The 17,572-nt window shown below is 37.1% G+C and carries 15 protein-coding genes; 12 read left to right on the forward strand and 3 right to left on the reverse strand.

What is annotated here, in order from left to right; all coding sequences use genetic code 11:
* The first annotated feature begins 7 nt into the window (after positions 1-7).
* The 11 genes from B096_RS0100165 to B096_RS0100215 all read left to right on the forward strand — a co-directional run bounded on the left by B096_RS0100165 (position 8) and on the right by B096_RS0100215 (position 12,391).
* Complete coding sequence (locus tag B096_RS0100165; protein ID WP_018578755.1) at positions 8-1,867, forward strand: ABC transporter permease subunit; 1,860 nt, start codon at positions 8-10, stop codon at positions 1,865-1,867.
* 59 nt (positions 1,868-1,926) lie between these two features.
* Positions 1,927-3,414, forward strand: a complete 1,488-nt coding sequence (locus B096_RS10205; protein WP_018578756.1) for an oligopeptide/dipeptide ABC transporter ATP-binding protein — start codon at positions 1,927-1,929, stop codon at positions 3,412-3,414.
* A 2-nt stretch (positions 3,415-3,416) separates the two neighbouring features.
* Positions 3,417-4,358, forward strand: coding sequence for an ABC transporter ATP-binding protein (locus tag B096_RS0100175; protein WP_018578757.1), 942 nt, complete (start codon positions 3,417-3,419; stop codon positions 4,356-4,358).
* A gap of 2 nt (positions 4,359-4,360) precedes the next feature.
* On the forward strand, positions 4,361-4,549 hold the full coding sequence (locus B096_RS0100180; protein ID WP_039736752.1) for a hypothetical protein: 189 nt from the start codon (positions 4,361-4,363) through the stop codon (positions 4,547-4,549).
* Positions 4,550-4,651: 102 nt separating this feature from the next.
* Positions 4,652-5,092: a MarR family winged helix-turn-helix transcriptional regulator gene (locus B096_RS0100185; protein WP_018578759.1), complete on the forward strand. Its 441-nt coding sequence runs from the start codon at positions 4,652-4,654 to the stop codon at positions 5,090-5,092.
* Positions 5,076-6,806 carry an ABC transporter ATP-binding protein gene (locus B096_RS0100190; protein WP_018578760.1) on the forward strand — a complete coding sequence of 577 codons (1,731 nt, stop codon included), beginning with the start codon at positions 5,076-5,078 and terminating at the stop codon, positions 6,804-6,806. Before B096_RS0100185 ends, B096_RS0100190 begins: the two co-directional genes overlap by 17 nt.
* A 1-nt stretch (position 6,807) precedes the next feature.
* Complete coding sequence (locus B096_RS0100195) at positions 6,808-8,598, forward strand: ABC transporter ATP-binding protein (protein ID WP_018578761.1); 1,791 nt, start codon at positions 6,808-6,810, stop codon at positions 8,596-8,598.
* A gap of 53 nt (positions 8,599-8,651) precedes the next feature.
* Entirely contained in the window at positions 8,652-9,329 is a 678-nt protein-coding gene (locus B096_RS0100200) for a hypothetical protein (protein WP_018578762.1), read from the forward strand.
* A gap of 14 nt (positions 9,330-9,343) precedes the next feature.
* Entirely contained in the window at positions 9,344-9,988 is a 645-nt protein-coding gene (locus tag B096_RS0100205) for an HAD family hydrolase (RefSeq protein WP_018578763.1), read from the forward strand.
* 207 nt (positions 9,989-10,195) lie between these two features.
* The gene (locus B096_RS0100210; protein WP_018578764.1) at positions 10,196-10,498 is read left to right on the forward strand and encodes an antibiotic biosynthesis monooxygenase family protein; all 303 of its coding nucleotides are present in this window, start codon (positions 10,196-10,198) and stop codon (positions 10,496-10,498) included.
* A gap of 240 nt (positions 10,499-10,738) precedes the next feature.
* A complete protein-coding gene (locus tag B096_RS0100215; RefSeq protein ID WP_018578765.1) occupies positions 10,739-12,391 on the forward strand; it encodes a putative manganese-dependent inorganic diphosphatase in 1,653 nt (550 codons plus the stop codon).
* Positions 12,392-12,599: 208 nt separating this feature from the next.
* On the opposite strand, the gene B096_RS0100220 is transcribed toward B096_RS0100215, so the two are convergent.
* Both B096_RS0100220 and B096_RS09370 read right to left on the reverse strand, forming a co-directional pair.
* Positions 12,600-13,496, reverse strand: a complete 897-nt coding sequence (locus tag B096_RS0100220) for a carbohydrate kinase family protein (RefSeq protein WP_018578766.1) — start codon at positions 13,494-13,496, stop codon at positions 12,600-12,602.
* Positions 13,486-14,874 (reverse strand): glycoside hydrolase family 32 protein, encoded by a 1,389-nt coding sequence (locus B096_RS09370; protein WP_018578767.1) that lies wholly within the window; start codon positions 14,872-14,874, stop codon positions 13,486-13,488. The genes B096_RS0100220 and B096_RS09370 overlap by 11 nt, the downstream gene beginning before the upstream one ends.
* Before the next feature lie 178 nt (positions 14,875-15,052).
* Here B096_RS09370 and B096_RS0100230 point away from each other — a divergent pair, with 178 nt between their 5' ends.
* Positions 15,053-16,426 (forward strand): PTS transporter subunit EIIC, encoded by a 1,374-nt coding sequence (locus B096_RS0100230; protein ID WP_018578768.1) that lies wholly within the window; start codon positions 15,053-15,055, stop codon positions 16,424-16,426.
* 68 nt (positions 16,427-16,494) lie between these two features.
* Here the strand turns inward: B096_RS0100230 and B096_RS0100235 are convergent, their stop codons facing one another.
* Positions 16,495-17,454 (reverse strand): LacI family DNA-binding transcriptional regulator, encoded by a 960-nt coding sequence (locus B096_RS0100235; protein WP_018578769.1) that lies wholly within the window; start codon positions 17,452-17,454, stop codon positions 16,495-16,497.
* Positions 17,455-17,572 lie beyond the last annotated feature (118 nt).

The raw sequence follows: 17,572 nt of genomic DNA on the forward strand, positions 1-17,572 counted from the left end.
TTTTGATATGGACAATAATAAGAAGAATTCACTTTGGTCAAGTATCAAATCGATGTTTGCTAATCTATTTAAGAGTGGTGGACAAAGACATGAAGAGCTTGAAGATCTTATAGCAGATGATGTGGTTATTAGCCCATCTAAACAAATTGCTAAAAACTTTTTCGAAAATAAATTGGGTGTTACAGGACTTGTTGCTTTTGTATTAATCTTTGTAGTTGTATTTGGAACAACATCATTCAGACCGTACAACTCATATGATCATGAAACTGTACTAAACAACTTGGCTCCGGGTATGAAATACTTAAATATTCCCAAGGAAATACAAGGAAAAAACATTGAAACAATAAGTAGTGGTACATCATACTCTGTTGCTTTAGATGATTCGGGGAAAGTTCACTTTTGGGGACAAAGACCTGATAAGAAATTTAAAGTTGATGATATCGTCGAAAAAACAAAAAACAGTAAAATTAAATCACTTGCATCAGGAGATAAATTTGTTGTTGCCGTCACCGAAAACAATCAATTTATTGGTGTAGGAGAAAATACGTTCTCTCAAACAGAGCTACCATTTGATGTCATGGAAGATCTTGGTAGTGATAACATTGTTAAAGTAGCTGCTGGTAAACGTTTTACCGCAATTATTACAGATAGTGGAAAAATCTATACATGGGGTAGTGTTCTTGAAAACAATCTCGATAACATACCTAAAAATATTCAAGGTCGCGTAAAAGACTTTGCAATTGGACAATTTAATATTATTGCGTTACTTGATGATGGTTCACTTGTTGCCTTCGGACAAAGTGGTACAGAAGTTGGTGCCATTCCTACTGAATTAACAGATGGTTCTGTTAAAGTAACACAAGTCGAATTGACTAAAACGTCTGCAATGGCATTAGACTCTGAAGGAAATGTTCATACTTGGGGTGCACAGGGTAAATACCAAAGTGTTCCTGAACTTGATGGTAAAGTGGTTCAAATTTCATCAACATTATCATCATTTAATGCCCTTACTGAATCAGGCCAAGTTTATGCTTGGGGTGATGGTAAGTTCAATTTAACAAACATACCTTCATCTATTACAAATGTTAAAAATAAACAAATCTTCTCAGATCATTTCCAATCTTTCGCTGTTAGCGAAGACAATCAAATCAATGGTTGGGGAAATAAAGGATTTGTCCTAGGAACTGATGATATGGGTCGTTCTATTGGTGAACGTTTACTTTATGGTGGACGTATCTCACTCACTGTTGGTGCAATCTCAATGATTATCTCAACAGTAATTGGGGTTCTTGTGGGACTCATCGCTGGTTTCTACGGTGGTTGGGTTGATAATTTACTCATGCGTGTTGCAGAGGTTATCAGTGCATTCCCATTCCTTCCGTTAGCAATTACCCTTTCAGCATTACTCCCATCTTCAACGACACAGTCACAACGACTTGCGATGATCATGGTTATCCTCGGGGTAATTTCGTGGCCGGGAGTTGCGCGTCTCGTGCGTGGTCAAATTCTTGCGGAACGTGAGAAAGACTTCGTCTTGGCGGCACGTGCTTTAGGTCTTAAAGAAAAGACAATTATCATTCGTCATATTCTTCCAAGTGTATTTAACTTCATTATCGTTAATATGACACTTGGATATGCATCAAGCTTACTTACAGAAGCAGGTCTTTCGTATTTAGGATTTGGTGTTAAGCCACCTTCACCATCATGGGGTAATATGTTAAATGGTGTTGCGAATACAACAGTTATTGAAAACTACTGGTGGCAATGGCTTCTACCAGCACTATGCGTTATGTTTACGGCTTTATCTGTAAACTTAATGGGTGATGCACTTCGTGATGCAATGGATCCGAAGTCGAACCAGAAATAGGGGATGGTAGATAAAATGACAAATACAGTTAATTTAAAAAGTAAGGATGGGATTATATAATGGAAAACAAAGATAATCGCGTTCTCATTAAGGTTGAACACTTACAAAAATATTTCCCAATAAAAAAATCAAGTGTTTTCCAACGTAAACAAGAGTATGTTAAAGCGAATAAAGATATCTCAATCGAAATCTTTGAAGGTGAAACACTTGGACTTGTTGGAGAATCAGGTTGTGGTAAATCCACTTTTGGTCGTACACTCATTCAGTTGTACGATCAAACAGGTGGCGTATCCCTTTATTATGGTGAAACAATTGAAGAAATGATGCCTGAGTACGTACGCGGAGTATATAAATCAATACCAAAGGTTTTTGGTAAACATGATGACGAATACAAGGCGATTAAAGATCTCGAAGCAAAAATCGAAGGAACATCAGGTGAAGAATTTATCGAACTAAACGAATCATTGCGTCTTTTAAAGATTGCATACGAATCGACATATGGTAATATTTTCCGTCTTGCAGGTGGACTCTTGGTTCATGAAAATTTAAATGAAGTAAGTAAATTATTACTTTCAAAATATCAAAAGGGTAGTGCTGTCGCAAAACTGCACAAAGAACTTGAACTTGAAACCTTGCGTAATACCATGCAAGATAAAAAAGCTAATGGTAATATATCAAGCTTGAATGCAAAATTAGATGCAGCACAAAAAGAACTCGATGACGTTAATGTGGTTATTAACGAAATGAAGGCTAAATTATCATCACATGATAAATTTGAAGAATATGAATCATTACTTGATGATGGTATTGATTTATCATCACTTAACAAACAAGAGATGCGTTTCTTACGTAAAGACTTACAAATTATTTTCCAAGATCCATATTCATCACTAGATCCACGCTTCACTGTTGGAAACATTATCGGAGAAGGGCTCATTGCTCATAAACTCTTTAAAGATGCAAATAGTGAAGAGTACAATGACTACATCATTGACATTATGGAGAAATGTGGTCTTGAAAAAGAATACATTCATCGTTATCCTCACCAATTTTCAGGTGGACAACGTCAACGTATTGGGATTGCACGTGCATTAGCATTGCGTCCTAAGTTCATCGTTTGTGATGAAGCGGTTAGTGCCTTGGATGTTTCAATTCAATCACAAGTTATTAACTTACTTCAAGATCTTAAGGATGAACATAACCTAACATATCTCTTTATTACACATGACCTTGGTGTTGTGCGTTATATCAGTGACCGTATTGGTGTTATGTACTTCGGTAATTTAGTAGAACTTGCGCCTGCTGAAGAAATCTTTAGCAACCCGCAACATCCATATACAAAGCAATTGCTAGCAGCAATTCCTCGTATGGAAAAAGATGAAGCAGAAATTGCGGAACTTCTAAAAGTTGTTCCAAATGGTATTTTTGACTTTACCTTTGAAGAAACAGGTGAAGCGGACAAAGATTGGTATGAAGTATCTCCAGATCACTTTGTAGCATGTCGTTTATTGAATGCGGAAGCTAAAAATACGAAAGGAGGTATGTAATTATGGCTTTGTTAGAAATTAAAAATTTACATACTTACTTTGATACAAAACGTGGTTTAGTTAAAGCCGTGAATGGTGTATCGTTCTCAGTTGAAGAAGGACGCACATTGGGTATTGTTGGAGAATCAGGAAGTGGTAAGAGCCAAACAGCGATGTCTATCTTACAACTCTTTGAATCAAACCAACGTATTTATGAAGGTGAAATCATCTTTAATGGTGAAGTTCTATCAGATTACAATGAAGAACAATTGCGAAAGATTCGTGGAAATGATATTTCAATGATTTTCCAAGAACCAATGACAAGTTTAAATCCGGTATTCACTGTGGAGCGTCAGATTAGTGAAGTATTAATGCTTCACCAAGGGATGACGAAACAAGAAGCAAGTCAACGTGCATTAGAAATGCTTGCATCTGTTAAAATTCCTCGCCCAGAGAAAGTATTACAAAACTATCCACACCAATTATCTGGTGGGATGAGTCAACGCGTTATGATCGCGATGGCTCTTGCATGTAATCCTAAACTTTTAATTGCAGATGAGCCTACTACGGCTCTTGATGTTATCATTCAAGCAGAAATTCTTAAGCTTATGAATGACTTAAAGAATGATTATAATACATCCATTCTATTTATTACCCATGACTTAGGTGTTATCAGTCAAATGGCTGATGATGTTATCGTTATGTATGGTGGTAAAATTGTTGAAGCTGCACCAATTAAAACAATCTTTAATGATGCTAAACATCCGTATACGAAACGCTTGTTGAATGCATTCCTTAAAACAGATATCAGTGGTCGAAAAGATCGTGAAGAAGTTGAAGCGGATCTTTATTCTTCAGAAAATGAAGTTTACGATTTCTATAACTTTAAAACGAATGCGATTGCAGATACTGATTGGCACTGTGTTGGTGAAAACCACTATGTTGCATGTAATTTAAAGAAATAATGATGTTTAATAAACGCAAAAAAAGAAAACTCTTAACTGAAGAAGAGATTGAAGAAAAGTTTAAAGGTGTTGAGTTTGAAAAAAATGACACAACAGCAATGATCATTGCTGCATTGGTCACACTCTTGCCGGCATTAATTCTTGTATTAGGATTAATCTATGGACTTTTATGGCTCATTTTCATCAGCTAGATACACTTAGGAAGCCGTCTAAAGACGGCTTTCATTTATTTTTCACGGTGTGTTTTTCTTTTTTGATATAATTAGTTAGTCGTTTAACTAAAGGAGAAGATTATGGAGTCGATACTGTCACGTTTATACCGCGAATTAGAGCGAAAACACCGAACGGTCGTTCAAGCGTATCTTGATACATTAGGACTGTACATTGGACAGCCCCGTTTTTTGTTCGAATTGAATCGTAATCCCGGACTTACACAGCGTGAACTTGCAGAAACGTTAGTGGTTACTAAGGAAACGGTTTCTGTAGCACTAAAACGCCTTGAACAAGGTGATTTTATTCGTCGTGAGATCCCGGAAGATGACAAGCGGTGTCGTCAGTTGTATCTGACCCCAAAAGGTGAAGAAACCATTGTGGAATTGAAAAAAAATTTTGATTCCATCAATAATTCAATGTTTTTAAACCTTGATCGGGAACAACAACTTCAGTTAGAAGAACTACTTACAGAAATGATTAAAGGATTGGAGGCAAGAGAGACAAATGAAAACATTCTTTAAATATTTTAAACCGGAAATCCCCACAGCGTTACTCGGGATTCTGTTTGTCGGTAGTGTGGCCTTCATCGAATTATATCAAATTCAATTGATGGCCCAAATTATCGATGTTGGTATTGCAAATCAAGATTTTACGGTCATTTTAAATGTTGGTTTGAAAATGGTGGGATTAGCGCTTTTAGGGGCAGTAATTGCCATGTTAGGGCTTATTTTTCCATCACAAGCTTCAAATAATTTCGCATTGAATTTGCGTCGTGATATTTTTAAACGAATTCAAACATTCTCATTAAAAAATATGTCGCAGTTTCAAACAGCATCATTGGTTACACGTCTAACTAATGATATTAACTTTTTACAACGAACCATTATGATGTGCTTACGACTATTGGTTCGTGCACCGGTATTCTTAATTAGTACAGTTGTGATGACGTATATGATTAGCCCTGATTTATCTGTCGTGATGTTGGTGGCAGTGGTTGTATTATCGTTGGTGCTTCTCTATGTAATCAAAGAAGGATTTCCACGATTTGTTAAGTTGCAAGATAAAGTGGATAAGATGAACCGTAAGGTACAAGAATCCTTAATGAATATTCGTGTTATTAAGTCGTTTGTTCGTGAGGATGAGGAATCCCATAAATTTGAAGATGAGAATGGTGAATTGTTTGATGCTTCGGTTAACGCCATGAACTTAATGGTCGTTATGAATCCAGCACTTATGGGAGCCATTCATTTCGCAACACTATTTATCGTCTGGATTTCAAGTTTCTTGATTGTGGATCAACACTTAATCCATATTGGGGATTTGCTTGTATTCATCAACTATTTACGATTTACAATGTTTTCGATGATGATGATTACCAATGTGCTCATGATGATTTCTCGTTCAAAGGCTTCTGTAATTCGTTTGAAGGAAGTTTTAGAAACTGAACCGGATATTACAAATGCAGAATGTTTGGATACCTTACCGGTCAATCCACGTGGTGATATTCACTTCGATAATGTATCATTCCGCTATTATGAAGATGCAAGTGATATTCTTACTAATATTAATTTTTCAATTAATCCGGGTGAGCATGTTGGGATTATTGGATCTACCGGAAGCGGTAAATCAACGCTTATTAACCTGATGGTGCGTCTAATTGATGTCAGTGAGGGAACAATCTATCTCGATGGCAAAGACATCCGCACATTGGATTTAAAAGCGTTACGAAGCCAATTTGGTTTTGTGCCTCAAAAAAATGTCCTGTTTACCGGAACGATTGAATCAAACTTAAAACTCGGTAATCCCAATGCTACACAAGAAGATTTAATTCGTGCTACACAAGCAGCTTCAATTTATGATTTTATAATGGAACAAGAAGCAGGATTTCAAGCACCCATCCAACAGGGTGGAACAAACCTCTCTGGGGGCCAACGTCAACGCATGTGTATTGCACGGGCATTAGTGGTTGAACCCAAGATTCTCGTCTTGGATGACAGTACCAGTGCTTTGGATGCGGCAACGGAACAAAAGGTTAAGGAAGCAGTTCAAAACCTTTACAGTGATGTTACAGTTATCAGTATTGCGCAAAAAATCAGTTCGGTTGCAGATAGCGATATGATCCTGGTTATGGATGAAGGACAAATTGTGGGGCAAGGGAAGCATCAAGACCTTCTTGAAACCTGCACCGTTTATCAAGAAATCTATGAGAGTCAATTAAGAAAGGGGGACGAATAAGATGAGTGAACGTAAAGTTGTCATTGGTCATAAACCACGACATCAACAAAAAACCTTGAAACGCTTGTTGGGTTACTTAGGACAAAATAAAATTTTATTAATCATGGTTATCATTGCATCCATCGTCTCAACCCTTGGTGGACTCTATGGATCGTATGCGATATCCCCTCTTATTAAAATTATTGAAAATGGTTTAAATGGTTCAATAGCACGTGATGTTATGTTCCAACAACTGCTCAGTAAACTTATCTTCCTTGCCATTATTTTTGCGGTAGAAGTACTTGCAATGTTATTTTCAAACCGAATGATGGTAAAAATATCTCAACGCACCGTAGAAACAATCCGTAAGGATATGTTTGATCACGTCTTAAAAATGGACGTAAAGCATCATGATCAAAATGCTCATGGGGATTTAATGAGTCGATTTACGAATGATATTGATTTGGTTGGTGAAGGACTTAACTCCGCAGCTGCTTCAATTATCATTAATATCTTTACATTAATTGGAACGATTGTGGTTATGTTTATTTTAAGTCCAACCTTGTCATTGGTAACGATAATCATATTACCGTTACTTTCCGTTATGGCAAATGCTATCGTGAAACGCAGTCGCATTTATTCCAAACGTCAACAACGTTCCCTTGGAACTTTGAATGGCTATATTGAAGAATCAATGGAAGGCCAAATGGTGATGCAACTTTTTAATCATGAGAGTGAGGCCGAAAAGGACTTTCAGGTCTTGAATAAAGATTATCGTAAAAACTCGCAACGTGCTCAGATTACATCCATAATGATGTATCCGTTGATGCAAAATGTGAATACCATCAGTTATGCGGTGATTGGAATTGTCGGGGGTTATCTTGCGATTAATCATGGTCTAAGTATTGGGGATCTGGGTGCTTATGTGAATATGACACGGACTCAAGGGAAACCAATTAATGAAATATCCAGCCAATTCACCACGCTACAATCAGCAATTGCTTCGGCAGAACGGATTTTTGAATTGCTTGATTGGTCGTTAGAATCAGAAAATGAAGACGATCTTCTTTTAGAAGATGTTGAAGGGTCGGTACGTTTTGAAGATGTAACATTTGGCTATAATCCAGGTGTTCCAGTTCTTAAATCTGTATCATTTTGGGCGAAACCTGGCCAAAAGATTGCTTTTGTTGGTTCAACGGGAGCAGGGAAAACCACGATTACGAATCTTATTTCCCGTTTTTATGACATTGATTCTGGAACAATCTTAATTGATGGACACGATTTAACGACCATCAACCGTTATAGTTTACGTAAACATATCGCAATGGTCTTGCAGGATACGCATCTCTTTAGTGGTACTGTTATGGATAACATCCGTTATGGTAACTTGGATGCTACGGATGCGGAATGTATTGCCGCTGCGAAGTTGGCAAATGCCGATCACTTTATTCGTCAGTTAAAACATGGTTATCAAACTATCATCGGTGGTGACGGGGATGATCTTTCACAAGGGCAAATGCAATTATTAAACATTGCACGCGCTGCAGTAGCAAATCCTGAAATCTTAATTCTTGATGAAGCCACATCTTCAATTGACACGCGTACCGAACGCATGGTTGAAAAGGGTATGGATTCTATTATGGAAGGACGTACTACGTTTGTGATTGCGCACCGCCTTTCGACCGTTCGAAATGCAGATGCCATCATTGTCTTAGAACATGGTGAAATTATTGAACGAGGAAGTCACGATGACTTGATTGAAATGGGTGGACGCTATGCTTCACTTTATTCAGGTCAATCACAATTATCTTAGGGTAGCGTTTCGCTACCTTTTTTTCATGTTATAATCGTTGTAAGGGGGGCGTTATGATGATTAATGTTGAATATATTAATAATGCTGGTTATGTAGTAGAAACGGATAAGGCCGTGTATATTTTTGATTATGTTGAGGGACTTTTACCCTCACGGTATTTATACAGTGATAAAGAAACATTCTTTTTGGTGACCAGTCGCCATCGTAATCACTATAATGAATCGATTTACAGTTATGGAAAAACTGTAATTCTTTCATCGGACATCTTGGTTTCACCTTATCGAAATGTATTTATGATGAGTGCAGGTGATGAGATTCATTTAGGGTTTGCGAAAATTCGGGCTTATGACAGCACGGGAGGTGGCATCTGTTATTTAATTCAAGAAGATGAATTAAAAATGCTTCATGCAGGTTCTTTAAACAATTGGCATTGGAGTGAGCGGTTCACACCAACCGAATCACGTTATGAAATACACAAGTTTAATCAAATACTTCAAGAGATTGCGATACATGCACCGCTTGATATTGTTATATTTCCGTTAGAACCTTCGATGGGAGAAGCATATGATCGCGGAGCACGTGATGTTGTCGATACATTGCATCCACTTTGTTTCTTTCCCGTGATGGCCCATCATGACGATTCAAGATTTTTTGATTGGGCAACATCACGTCCAATCACCACATGTTATCAACCAAAACATGATAACCAAGTATTTCGCAATATAATTTAGAAAGTAGGATTACCATGGCATTTATTTTTGATTTAGATGGAACGTTATTGGATTCAATTGATGACTTAGGCAATAATCTGAATACGGTCCTAGCACGACACGGGCTTCAAACCTATAATCGTGCTCAATATAAGAAATTTGTTGGAAATGGGATGAAAAAACTCGTAGAACGTGCGTTACCGGCCGATTACGAGGGTTTTGATGTTATCTTGGACGAATACCTTGACGAGTATAGTCGACACTACACGGTAGCTTCTGCACCTTATGAGAAGGTCTGTGAAACGCTGCTTGAATTGAATCATCGTCAAATTCCAATTGCAATTTGTACAAATAAAAAACAAGAATATACGGATGGAATTGTACGGCATTATTATGATGACATTAAATTTGTGGCGACCATCGGCGATAAGTTTGATGGAAAACATAAACCCAATCCCTTTTATCCCTTACAAATCGCTTCAATGATGGCTCAAGATCCAAAGACGATCTATTTCGTTGGAGATAGCGATGTAGATATGAAAACCGCTAAAAATGCTGGAATGATTCCGGTTGGGGTGTCTTGGGGATTTCGAAGTGTTGAAGAACTAAAAGCCAATGGTGCAGAATACATTATCGATTCCATTGAAGAAGTCTTGCAATTACCAAAACTCGCAAAATAACTTTGTGTATTGAAGCCTGAAAATCACAAGTGGTTTCCGGGTTTTTTATTTTGTGACACCATTCCCATTTTTTATAACAAATCTTCCAACATCTTTTGACTTTGTGAAAAATAGAACGTATTTAACTTATGTATCTCTTGATTCGGTTTGTCGTATTGAATAGAATATACATAGAGAGCTTACGATTTTAAGAAGGATGGGATATCAATGAAATACGTAGAAGTAAAACATTATGAAATGAAAAAAGGAACAGGACGCGATTTTGCCGAAAATTTTTATAATCGTACTGTTGTAAAAGAAGTACCAGGTTTTGTAAGTTTACGTGTTGGTTTGAATGAATCATGCCACAGTTATGACTGTGTGGATGTTTCATTTGTATGGCAAGATGAAGAAGCTTATACAAACTTCAAGCGCAGTGATCTTCACAAAGAACTTCACCGCACACGTAAACCAAACCCAAATATGATTAAACATTCATCATATCGTTATGATATGATTTATGAAGATTAAACACTGAAGTATCAGTGTTTTTTTTTACCTTATTGAGAATAGCAACGAAGTGCTCAATAAGCAATATGATATCAATTCCTCCAACTTTTTAGCCATACTTAGTGAACCTGCGCAATATTTTATGAAAATAAGATAATCATACCCATAAATAGTGTTTTATCAGGGTTCTTTTTTACGAGCCTATCTTTATATATTGGTAAGATATGATAAACTATAATTAATGACTGAAAGGGAATTAATATGAAAAACGAAAAAGATTTGATCTATATTTGTGGACATCGTCATCCAGATACGGATTCAATTGTATCGTCAATTGCCTATGCTCATTTGAAGAATATTTTGGGAGCACCAGCGGTACCATGCCGTTTGGGTGAACTCAGTGATGAAACCAGCTATTTACTTGAACGCTTTGGTTTTGAAACGCCTACTCTTCTTAAAGATGCACGCGCAACACTTGATGAAATTGAAATGGATGATGCTGTAAAGATTCACCTCGATACCTCCATAAAGGAAGCCATGGAGATTATTTCGGATAAACGTCAAACCCTCGCTGTAGTTGATGATCGGGATCAGCTTATCGGTTTGGTAACGAGTTCAAACCTCGCTCATATTGCTATGGGTGATACAAAGCATTCGATTGAACTCTTAAAGAAAACACCGATTTGTAATATTGCACAAGCGATCGATGGTGAGTTGGTATACGAACCAAAACATTTTCATTTTAATGGGAAGACGAGCATTATCGCGATTTCTAAGACAAAGTTGGATAACTATGAACTGACCGATCGTTTAGTGATTATTGGTAACGACACTGAGTCCCAATTGACCGCAATCCGCAAGGGTGCTTCGTGTATTGTGACAGTGTGGACCGATGAGATTGAGGAGTCAGTACTTTCACTTGCAAAGCTCCTGGACTGTGGAATCATTCGCTCAACGCATGGAACAATGAATACCTCTCGATATTTACTCTTTGCACCAAGTGTTCGGGAAGTGATGTCGACGGACCTTGTGACCTTTAACTGGAATGAGTTTGTAGATGATGTTGGAAAGCGGATGCTTAAAACACGTTATCGTGCTTACCCAGTGTTAGACGATCAAAATAAAATATATGGGTTTGTTTCGCGATACCACATTTTGAATTCATCAAGTAAAAAGATGATTTTGGTGGATCATAATGAAGCTTCTCAAAGTGTCGATGGGATCCAACAAGCGGAAATTCTCGAAATTATTGATCACCATCGAATTGGTGATTTACGTACGGTTAAACCCATTTACTTTAGAAATGAGATTATTGGTTCAACAGCTTCAATTATCACAAAAATGTATCTGGAGCATGATATTGAAATTCCCGAAAAAATTGCATCACTCTTATTGGCGGCACTTGTATCGGATACGCTTAACTTAAAATCTCCGACAACCACGCCAAAAGATTTTGAAATTGCGAAGATTCTTCAAGAACGCTCAGGACTGGATCGCAATGATTTTGCACGGGATATGTATGAAGTAACATCCGGATTGAAGAATAAACCTTATGAAGATATTATCAATCAAGATATTAAGAAATTTTATATTTCGCAGAAGGAAGTTATGGTATCTCAACTCGTTATTTATCATTTTGATGAACTCGATGATATTTTGGATTCCTTTGAGGAATCGATGGAACAATTTGTGGCACAGCACCATTTAGATTTATTGGTAGTTGTCTTTACGAGTGTTGAGGACAATGGATCCATCATTGTTGCTTCAGGAAGCCTAAAAGAAGCAGTCCTTGATGCATTTCCAAATAAAGATGGTGAAGAACGAACCTTCTTGCAAGATGTTGTTTCCCGCAAGAACCAAATCATTCCGCGCCTCTCAGCTGCAATTTCTCAGTATTTAGGAACAGGAATCTAATCACTGTAAAGATTTCTAAATAGGAAAATTGAAACAACTAAAAACCTCTTGAATATAAATCATTAAAAAATGATAAAACAAGAGGTTTTTTTTGTACTTAAACATTGCAAAAAAATGAAGGTTTGTAGAATGATTAATGAAATCAAACAATAAAATCTTAGGTCGTTTATCTACTTCATAAAAACGAAGTTTGTCTTACAAAAAATGCTTAATATTGAATCGCGGGTATTGCGCCCGGAAGCATCACTACTTGTGCACTAATCTTACTTGCATAAACCACCGCTTGCTCAAGTTCTTCTGCTTGCCAGTCTATAAAAGAGAGTGCTGACTTTTCCAAGGAAGCAAGAATCATTGCAATATAACTATCACCTGCTCCAGTTGTATCAACCTGCTCACAAATTGGTGGTTGATATTTTAGAAAGACACCTTTTGAATTGAGTAAGATCGATCCGGCTGAGCCCAGTGTACAAATTACAAGTTGATGATGTGTTTGTAATTTTTTTAGCCCAGCTTCGATATCTTCAGTACCTGTCAACCAAGTCAATTCCGATTCATTTACTTTTATTATATCTACTTGTGGGATCATCGACATGACTGATGATAAGGCGACATCTAAATGAGACCATAATTTTTCTCGTAAATTAACATCAAAACTAATAATCCCACCATTTGCTCTGCATGTTTCCAATGCGTATTGATGACTATCATATGTAGATCCATCCGGGACAAGACCGAGAGAACAAAAATGTAGGATATCTTTAGGGTTAAAGTTTATTTGATCAATATCATCTTTATTCAAATCTAGATCGGCTGTATTATTACGATAAAATTGGAATGATCGTTCTCCGTTTACGTGGGAAATGATGGCTAATGCAGTGTTCTTTTCACTTCTTTCTAAAGGGAAAAGAATATTGTATTTTTCTAAAGTGTTCGTAAGGAGTTCTCCAAAATTATCGGTGCTTATTTTTCCAACAAATACCGCATTCGCACCGCTTCGTTTCGCATGAGCCGCAACATTTGCTGGTGCACCACCGGGATACGGAATGTATGAACCATTTTCTTCTTGCATAAAATCAATTAACATTTCACCCATACTATATATCATGATTTACGTCCTCCAATTCATAGTAGTCTACGTGTAGATTATCATCGAGTGTATTTATTCTAACCTTTCCACTGATATCTTTCGGGAAAAAGCGAGCAGTCATTGTATATTTTCCATTATTTATAAATATTTCGACTGTAGAAGTATCTCTAAATACCTGCAGGTTATTTAAAGCATCTTCCATCTTTATGGATCGGACTTCACCACGATCAAGAGAGACTTTATGTGTAAATGAACTTCGGTCGAGTTTTAAGATATGCGTCTTCGAGTCAAACGTTAGCTTTAATGTTTCATTATTGTTGGTATAAAGTTCAATATCGAAATCATCAGTGATATTAGTAACGATGAGTTCGTAACGGGACAACATGGTTGAAATATCCACGCAGCTTTTGCGAAGCGTTTTTAGTTGTGGGTGAGGTGTTTGATATAAATACCCATGTTTTTGTGTAAGCACACGGGGTATTGTTAGAACATGAGCCCACTGATATCTTTCTGTAGGATAGTCTCCATCAGCTGCTCCGATCCAAGCAATCATAACACGGCGATTATGTTCATCGAGGAAGGTTTGGGCCGCATAAAAATCAAATCCATAATCGAGAAGGCGCATTGAGGCATGATTCTTTAACTCCCACTTTTGAATATCAAGATCTCCGCTGAGATAAGTATTTGGGTAAACGTTTGTTTCCTTCTCAGGTTTATTTAGGGAACCTTGCGGACAAAAAAGAAGAAAATCTTTTCCATCTAATGCAAATACATCGGGACATTCCCACATATAAGAATGATCAATCAAGTTAGTGAAAAGTTCGGATTCAAAGGTCCAATTCTCTAAATCCGGGGAAGTATATATAACTGCCGTACCAGTATGGTCTAAGCGTTGTGCTCCAATAATCATTGCATATCCACCATGAATTGAAAATACCTTCGGGTCTCTAAAATGGTCCGTATAGCCTTCTGGTATGGAGTCGATAAGAACACGTTTATGATCAATACGTTCTTGATTAAGGGTTGCCTGAAGTTGAAAAGGGATCCGTTTGTCAGCTTCGTCTCTTGTGTTGCCGGTATAAAAGAGTTGAATTTCATTATTTACTACGAATGCAGATCCAGAATAAGCACCATGACTATCATAAATAGAATCGGGTTTTAAAATGCGATCGTCTTGCTTCCAGTGAACTAAGTCAATGGATGTGACATGATTCCAGTATTTTAGACCGTGACAAGGTGCATCAGGGTGCCACTGATAAAAGATATGATATGTACCATTATGGTAGATTAGTCCGTTAGGGTCATTTAATAATCCTGTAGGCGGTTGAATATGGAAACAATTTCGCCATTTATCGGAATTGACGGTGTTTTTTATTTTATTGTTTATATGAATCAAGTTAAGTACCTCACTTTATATATCGTTTAGTGGGAACGATACCGTAGTTTTATCGTACCACAGAGTGTTGGACAGTGCAATATCGAGATAAAAATACTTGAAAGGGGCTGCATTATAGGATAAACAGTGATAATCTTAGAGTATAAACATGGTAACGATACCACATTAAGGAGGAAGTATGAATTATCAAGATATCGCATCACGCATTCTTGAAGCTGTCGGAGGGAAGACCAATGTTCAAAACTTTGAGCATTGTGCGACAAGACTTCGTATTATTGTTAAAAATAATGATGCTGTTGATGCTGGAAAAATAGAACTACTCAAAGAAAATATTGGCGGTTATTTCTTTCAATCAGGTCAACATCAATTCATTATTGGAACGGGAAAAGTAAATAATGTTTTTGAGGCATTTCAAAAAGAATTAGGTCAAGAAATACAAAGTAGTGATGAATTTAAACAAGATGCTTATGCAAATATGAAACCCGTACAGAAATTAATGAGAATCTTTGCGGATGTTCTCATCCCATTGATTCCTGCATTAGTGACAACAGGTCTATTAATGGGTATTCGTGGTATGTTAAATAATTTAGGGGTCGTAATGTCACCTGAGTTTGCGTCTTTATTTGAAATGTTAACGGATATCGCATTTGCGTTTTTACCAGTCCTTATTACTTATTCTGCAACCAAACGATTTGGTGGTAATCCAATATTAGGGATTGTTGTTGGATTAATGATGGTAGCGCCACAACTTCCCAATGCATGGGCTGTTGCCACTGGTGGCGCAGAACCGATGATGCTTAATATTTTCGGCTTTACAGTGAGCATTGTAGGATATCAAGGATCTGTTTTACCGGGTATTTTTGCAGGGTGGCTTGTAGCATGGGTAGAACGCAATGTACGTAAGGTTGTTCCAGCGATGATGGATTTAATTGTGACACCGTTCGTATCCATTCTTGTTTCTATATCTGTTGTTCTTGTTTTAGTAGGACCAATACTACACAGTGTTGAACAATTTGCGACACAAGGTGTTCTTGTATTAACACAAATACCGTTTGGTATCGGGCAAATCATCTATGCAGCAATACAACAAGTTATTGTTATTACTGGTATGCATCATGCCTTGAGTGTGATTGAAATTCAATTAATTAATGAAACCGGTGTTAATATCCTTCAACCACTTGGTACTGCTTCAATGGCAGGACAATTTGGAGCGGCTATTGCAATCGCAACATTGCTAAAAAATAAGAAACAAAAATCAAATGCACTCTCAGCTTCAGCATCAACGCTTTTTGGGATTACGGAACCCTTGCTCTTTGGGGTGACATTACCCCAACCAAAAGCATTTGCGATGGGAATGATTGGTGGTGCTGTAGGGGGACTTGTTACATATCTCTTTAAGGTAGCACCAGCTGGAATGGGGATCACGTTTATTCCAGGATTACTTCTTTACACAGAGTCATTTACAGCAATACTGGGTTATTTACTTGTAATTGTAAGTGCTTTTGCAACAGCGTTTATCTTAACACGTCTGTTTGTTAAGATAGAACAGTAGTAGGGATTGATTCAATAAAAAGTAAAAAAGCAACATTCTTAGAGTGTTGCTTTTTGTATTCTATTATTTTATTTGGTGGATTCACGTTCGATAATTTTCAAAGAAATTTCTTGGGGTTCATATTCAAAGGCTTCTTCGAGTAAAGAAAGCATTGTGTTTGCAGCATTTTGACCCATTGCCTGGTAATCGATGTGAAGTGTTGTTAATGTCGGGTTAATAAAGTGGCTTAAGTCATAATTCCCAATCCCAACCACTTTAACATCATTAGGTACTTTTACATGGTGGTCATGTAGGTATCGCATTGCACCAATGGCGATATTATCCGTTGCACCAACAACAATATCATATTTCAAAGTAGAAGATTCTTTGCTCATAATATCATAAGCGTCAGATTGTTGGAAACCTGTGATGAGTGTACGTACTGGTTTTTTTATGGTGTCCAAGAAACCTTGTTTACGATTCACTCCGACAGCATGATCACTTTCAGATACTGATAGATAGAGAACATTCTCAATATCAAGTGTATTCACATATTCAGCGACAAGATGACCAATTTTATAGTCTTCTAAGGTAATACTTCGTGTTTTAGGATGTTCTTGCCCTGTAAATAAAATTGGTGGATGTGAGGCGTTTGCAATCGATACATGCTCATCGGTGATGGCATGTGCCATAACGATAATTCCATCGAAACCTTGTGTCGATATACGTCTTAGGTAAGTGAGCTCATCTTCTTCAATTGTATTTTTAGGTACAACCACCATCTGATAACCATGTTGTGATAAGACATTATTCATGCCATTTAAGGATTGAATGGACGTGAAAGAATCTAAACGAGGTAATATAATTGCAATAAGCTTACTTCTCTTTGTTTTTAAACCACGTGCAAAAACATTGGTTTGATAACCGGTTTCATCAATTGCAATACGAATTTTTTCGCGATTTGCATCGCTTACATAACCGTCGTTTAAATATCTAGATACAGTGCTTTTGGATACACCTGCAGCTTTCGCAACATCATTGATTGTCATTAATACCACCTCGAATTCTAACTCTATTATACGCATAATATCATATAAAAGCGATAGTTAGGAATTCTGATATACGAGATATTGAATAGTACACGTTATTCGTGTACAATTGAAATAG

The sequence above is a fragment of the Erysipelothrix tonsillarum DSM 14972 genome, from assembly GCF_000373785.1.
In the GTDB taxonomy this organism is placed as follows: Bacteria; Bacillota_I; Bacilli_A; order Erysipelotrichales; family Erysipelotrichaceae; genus Erysipelothrix; species Erysipelothrix tonsillarum.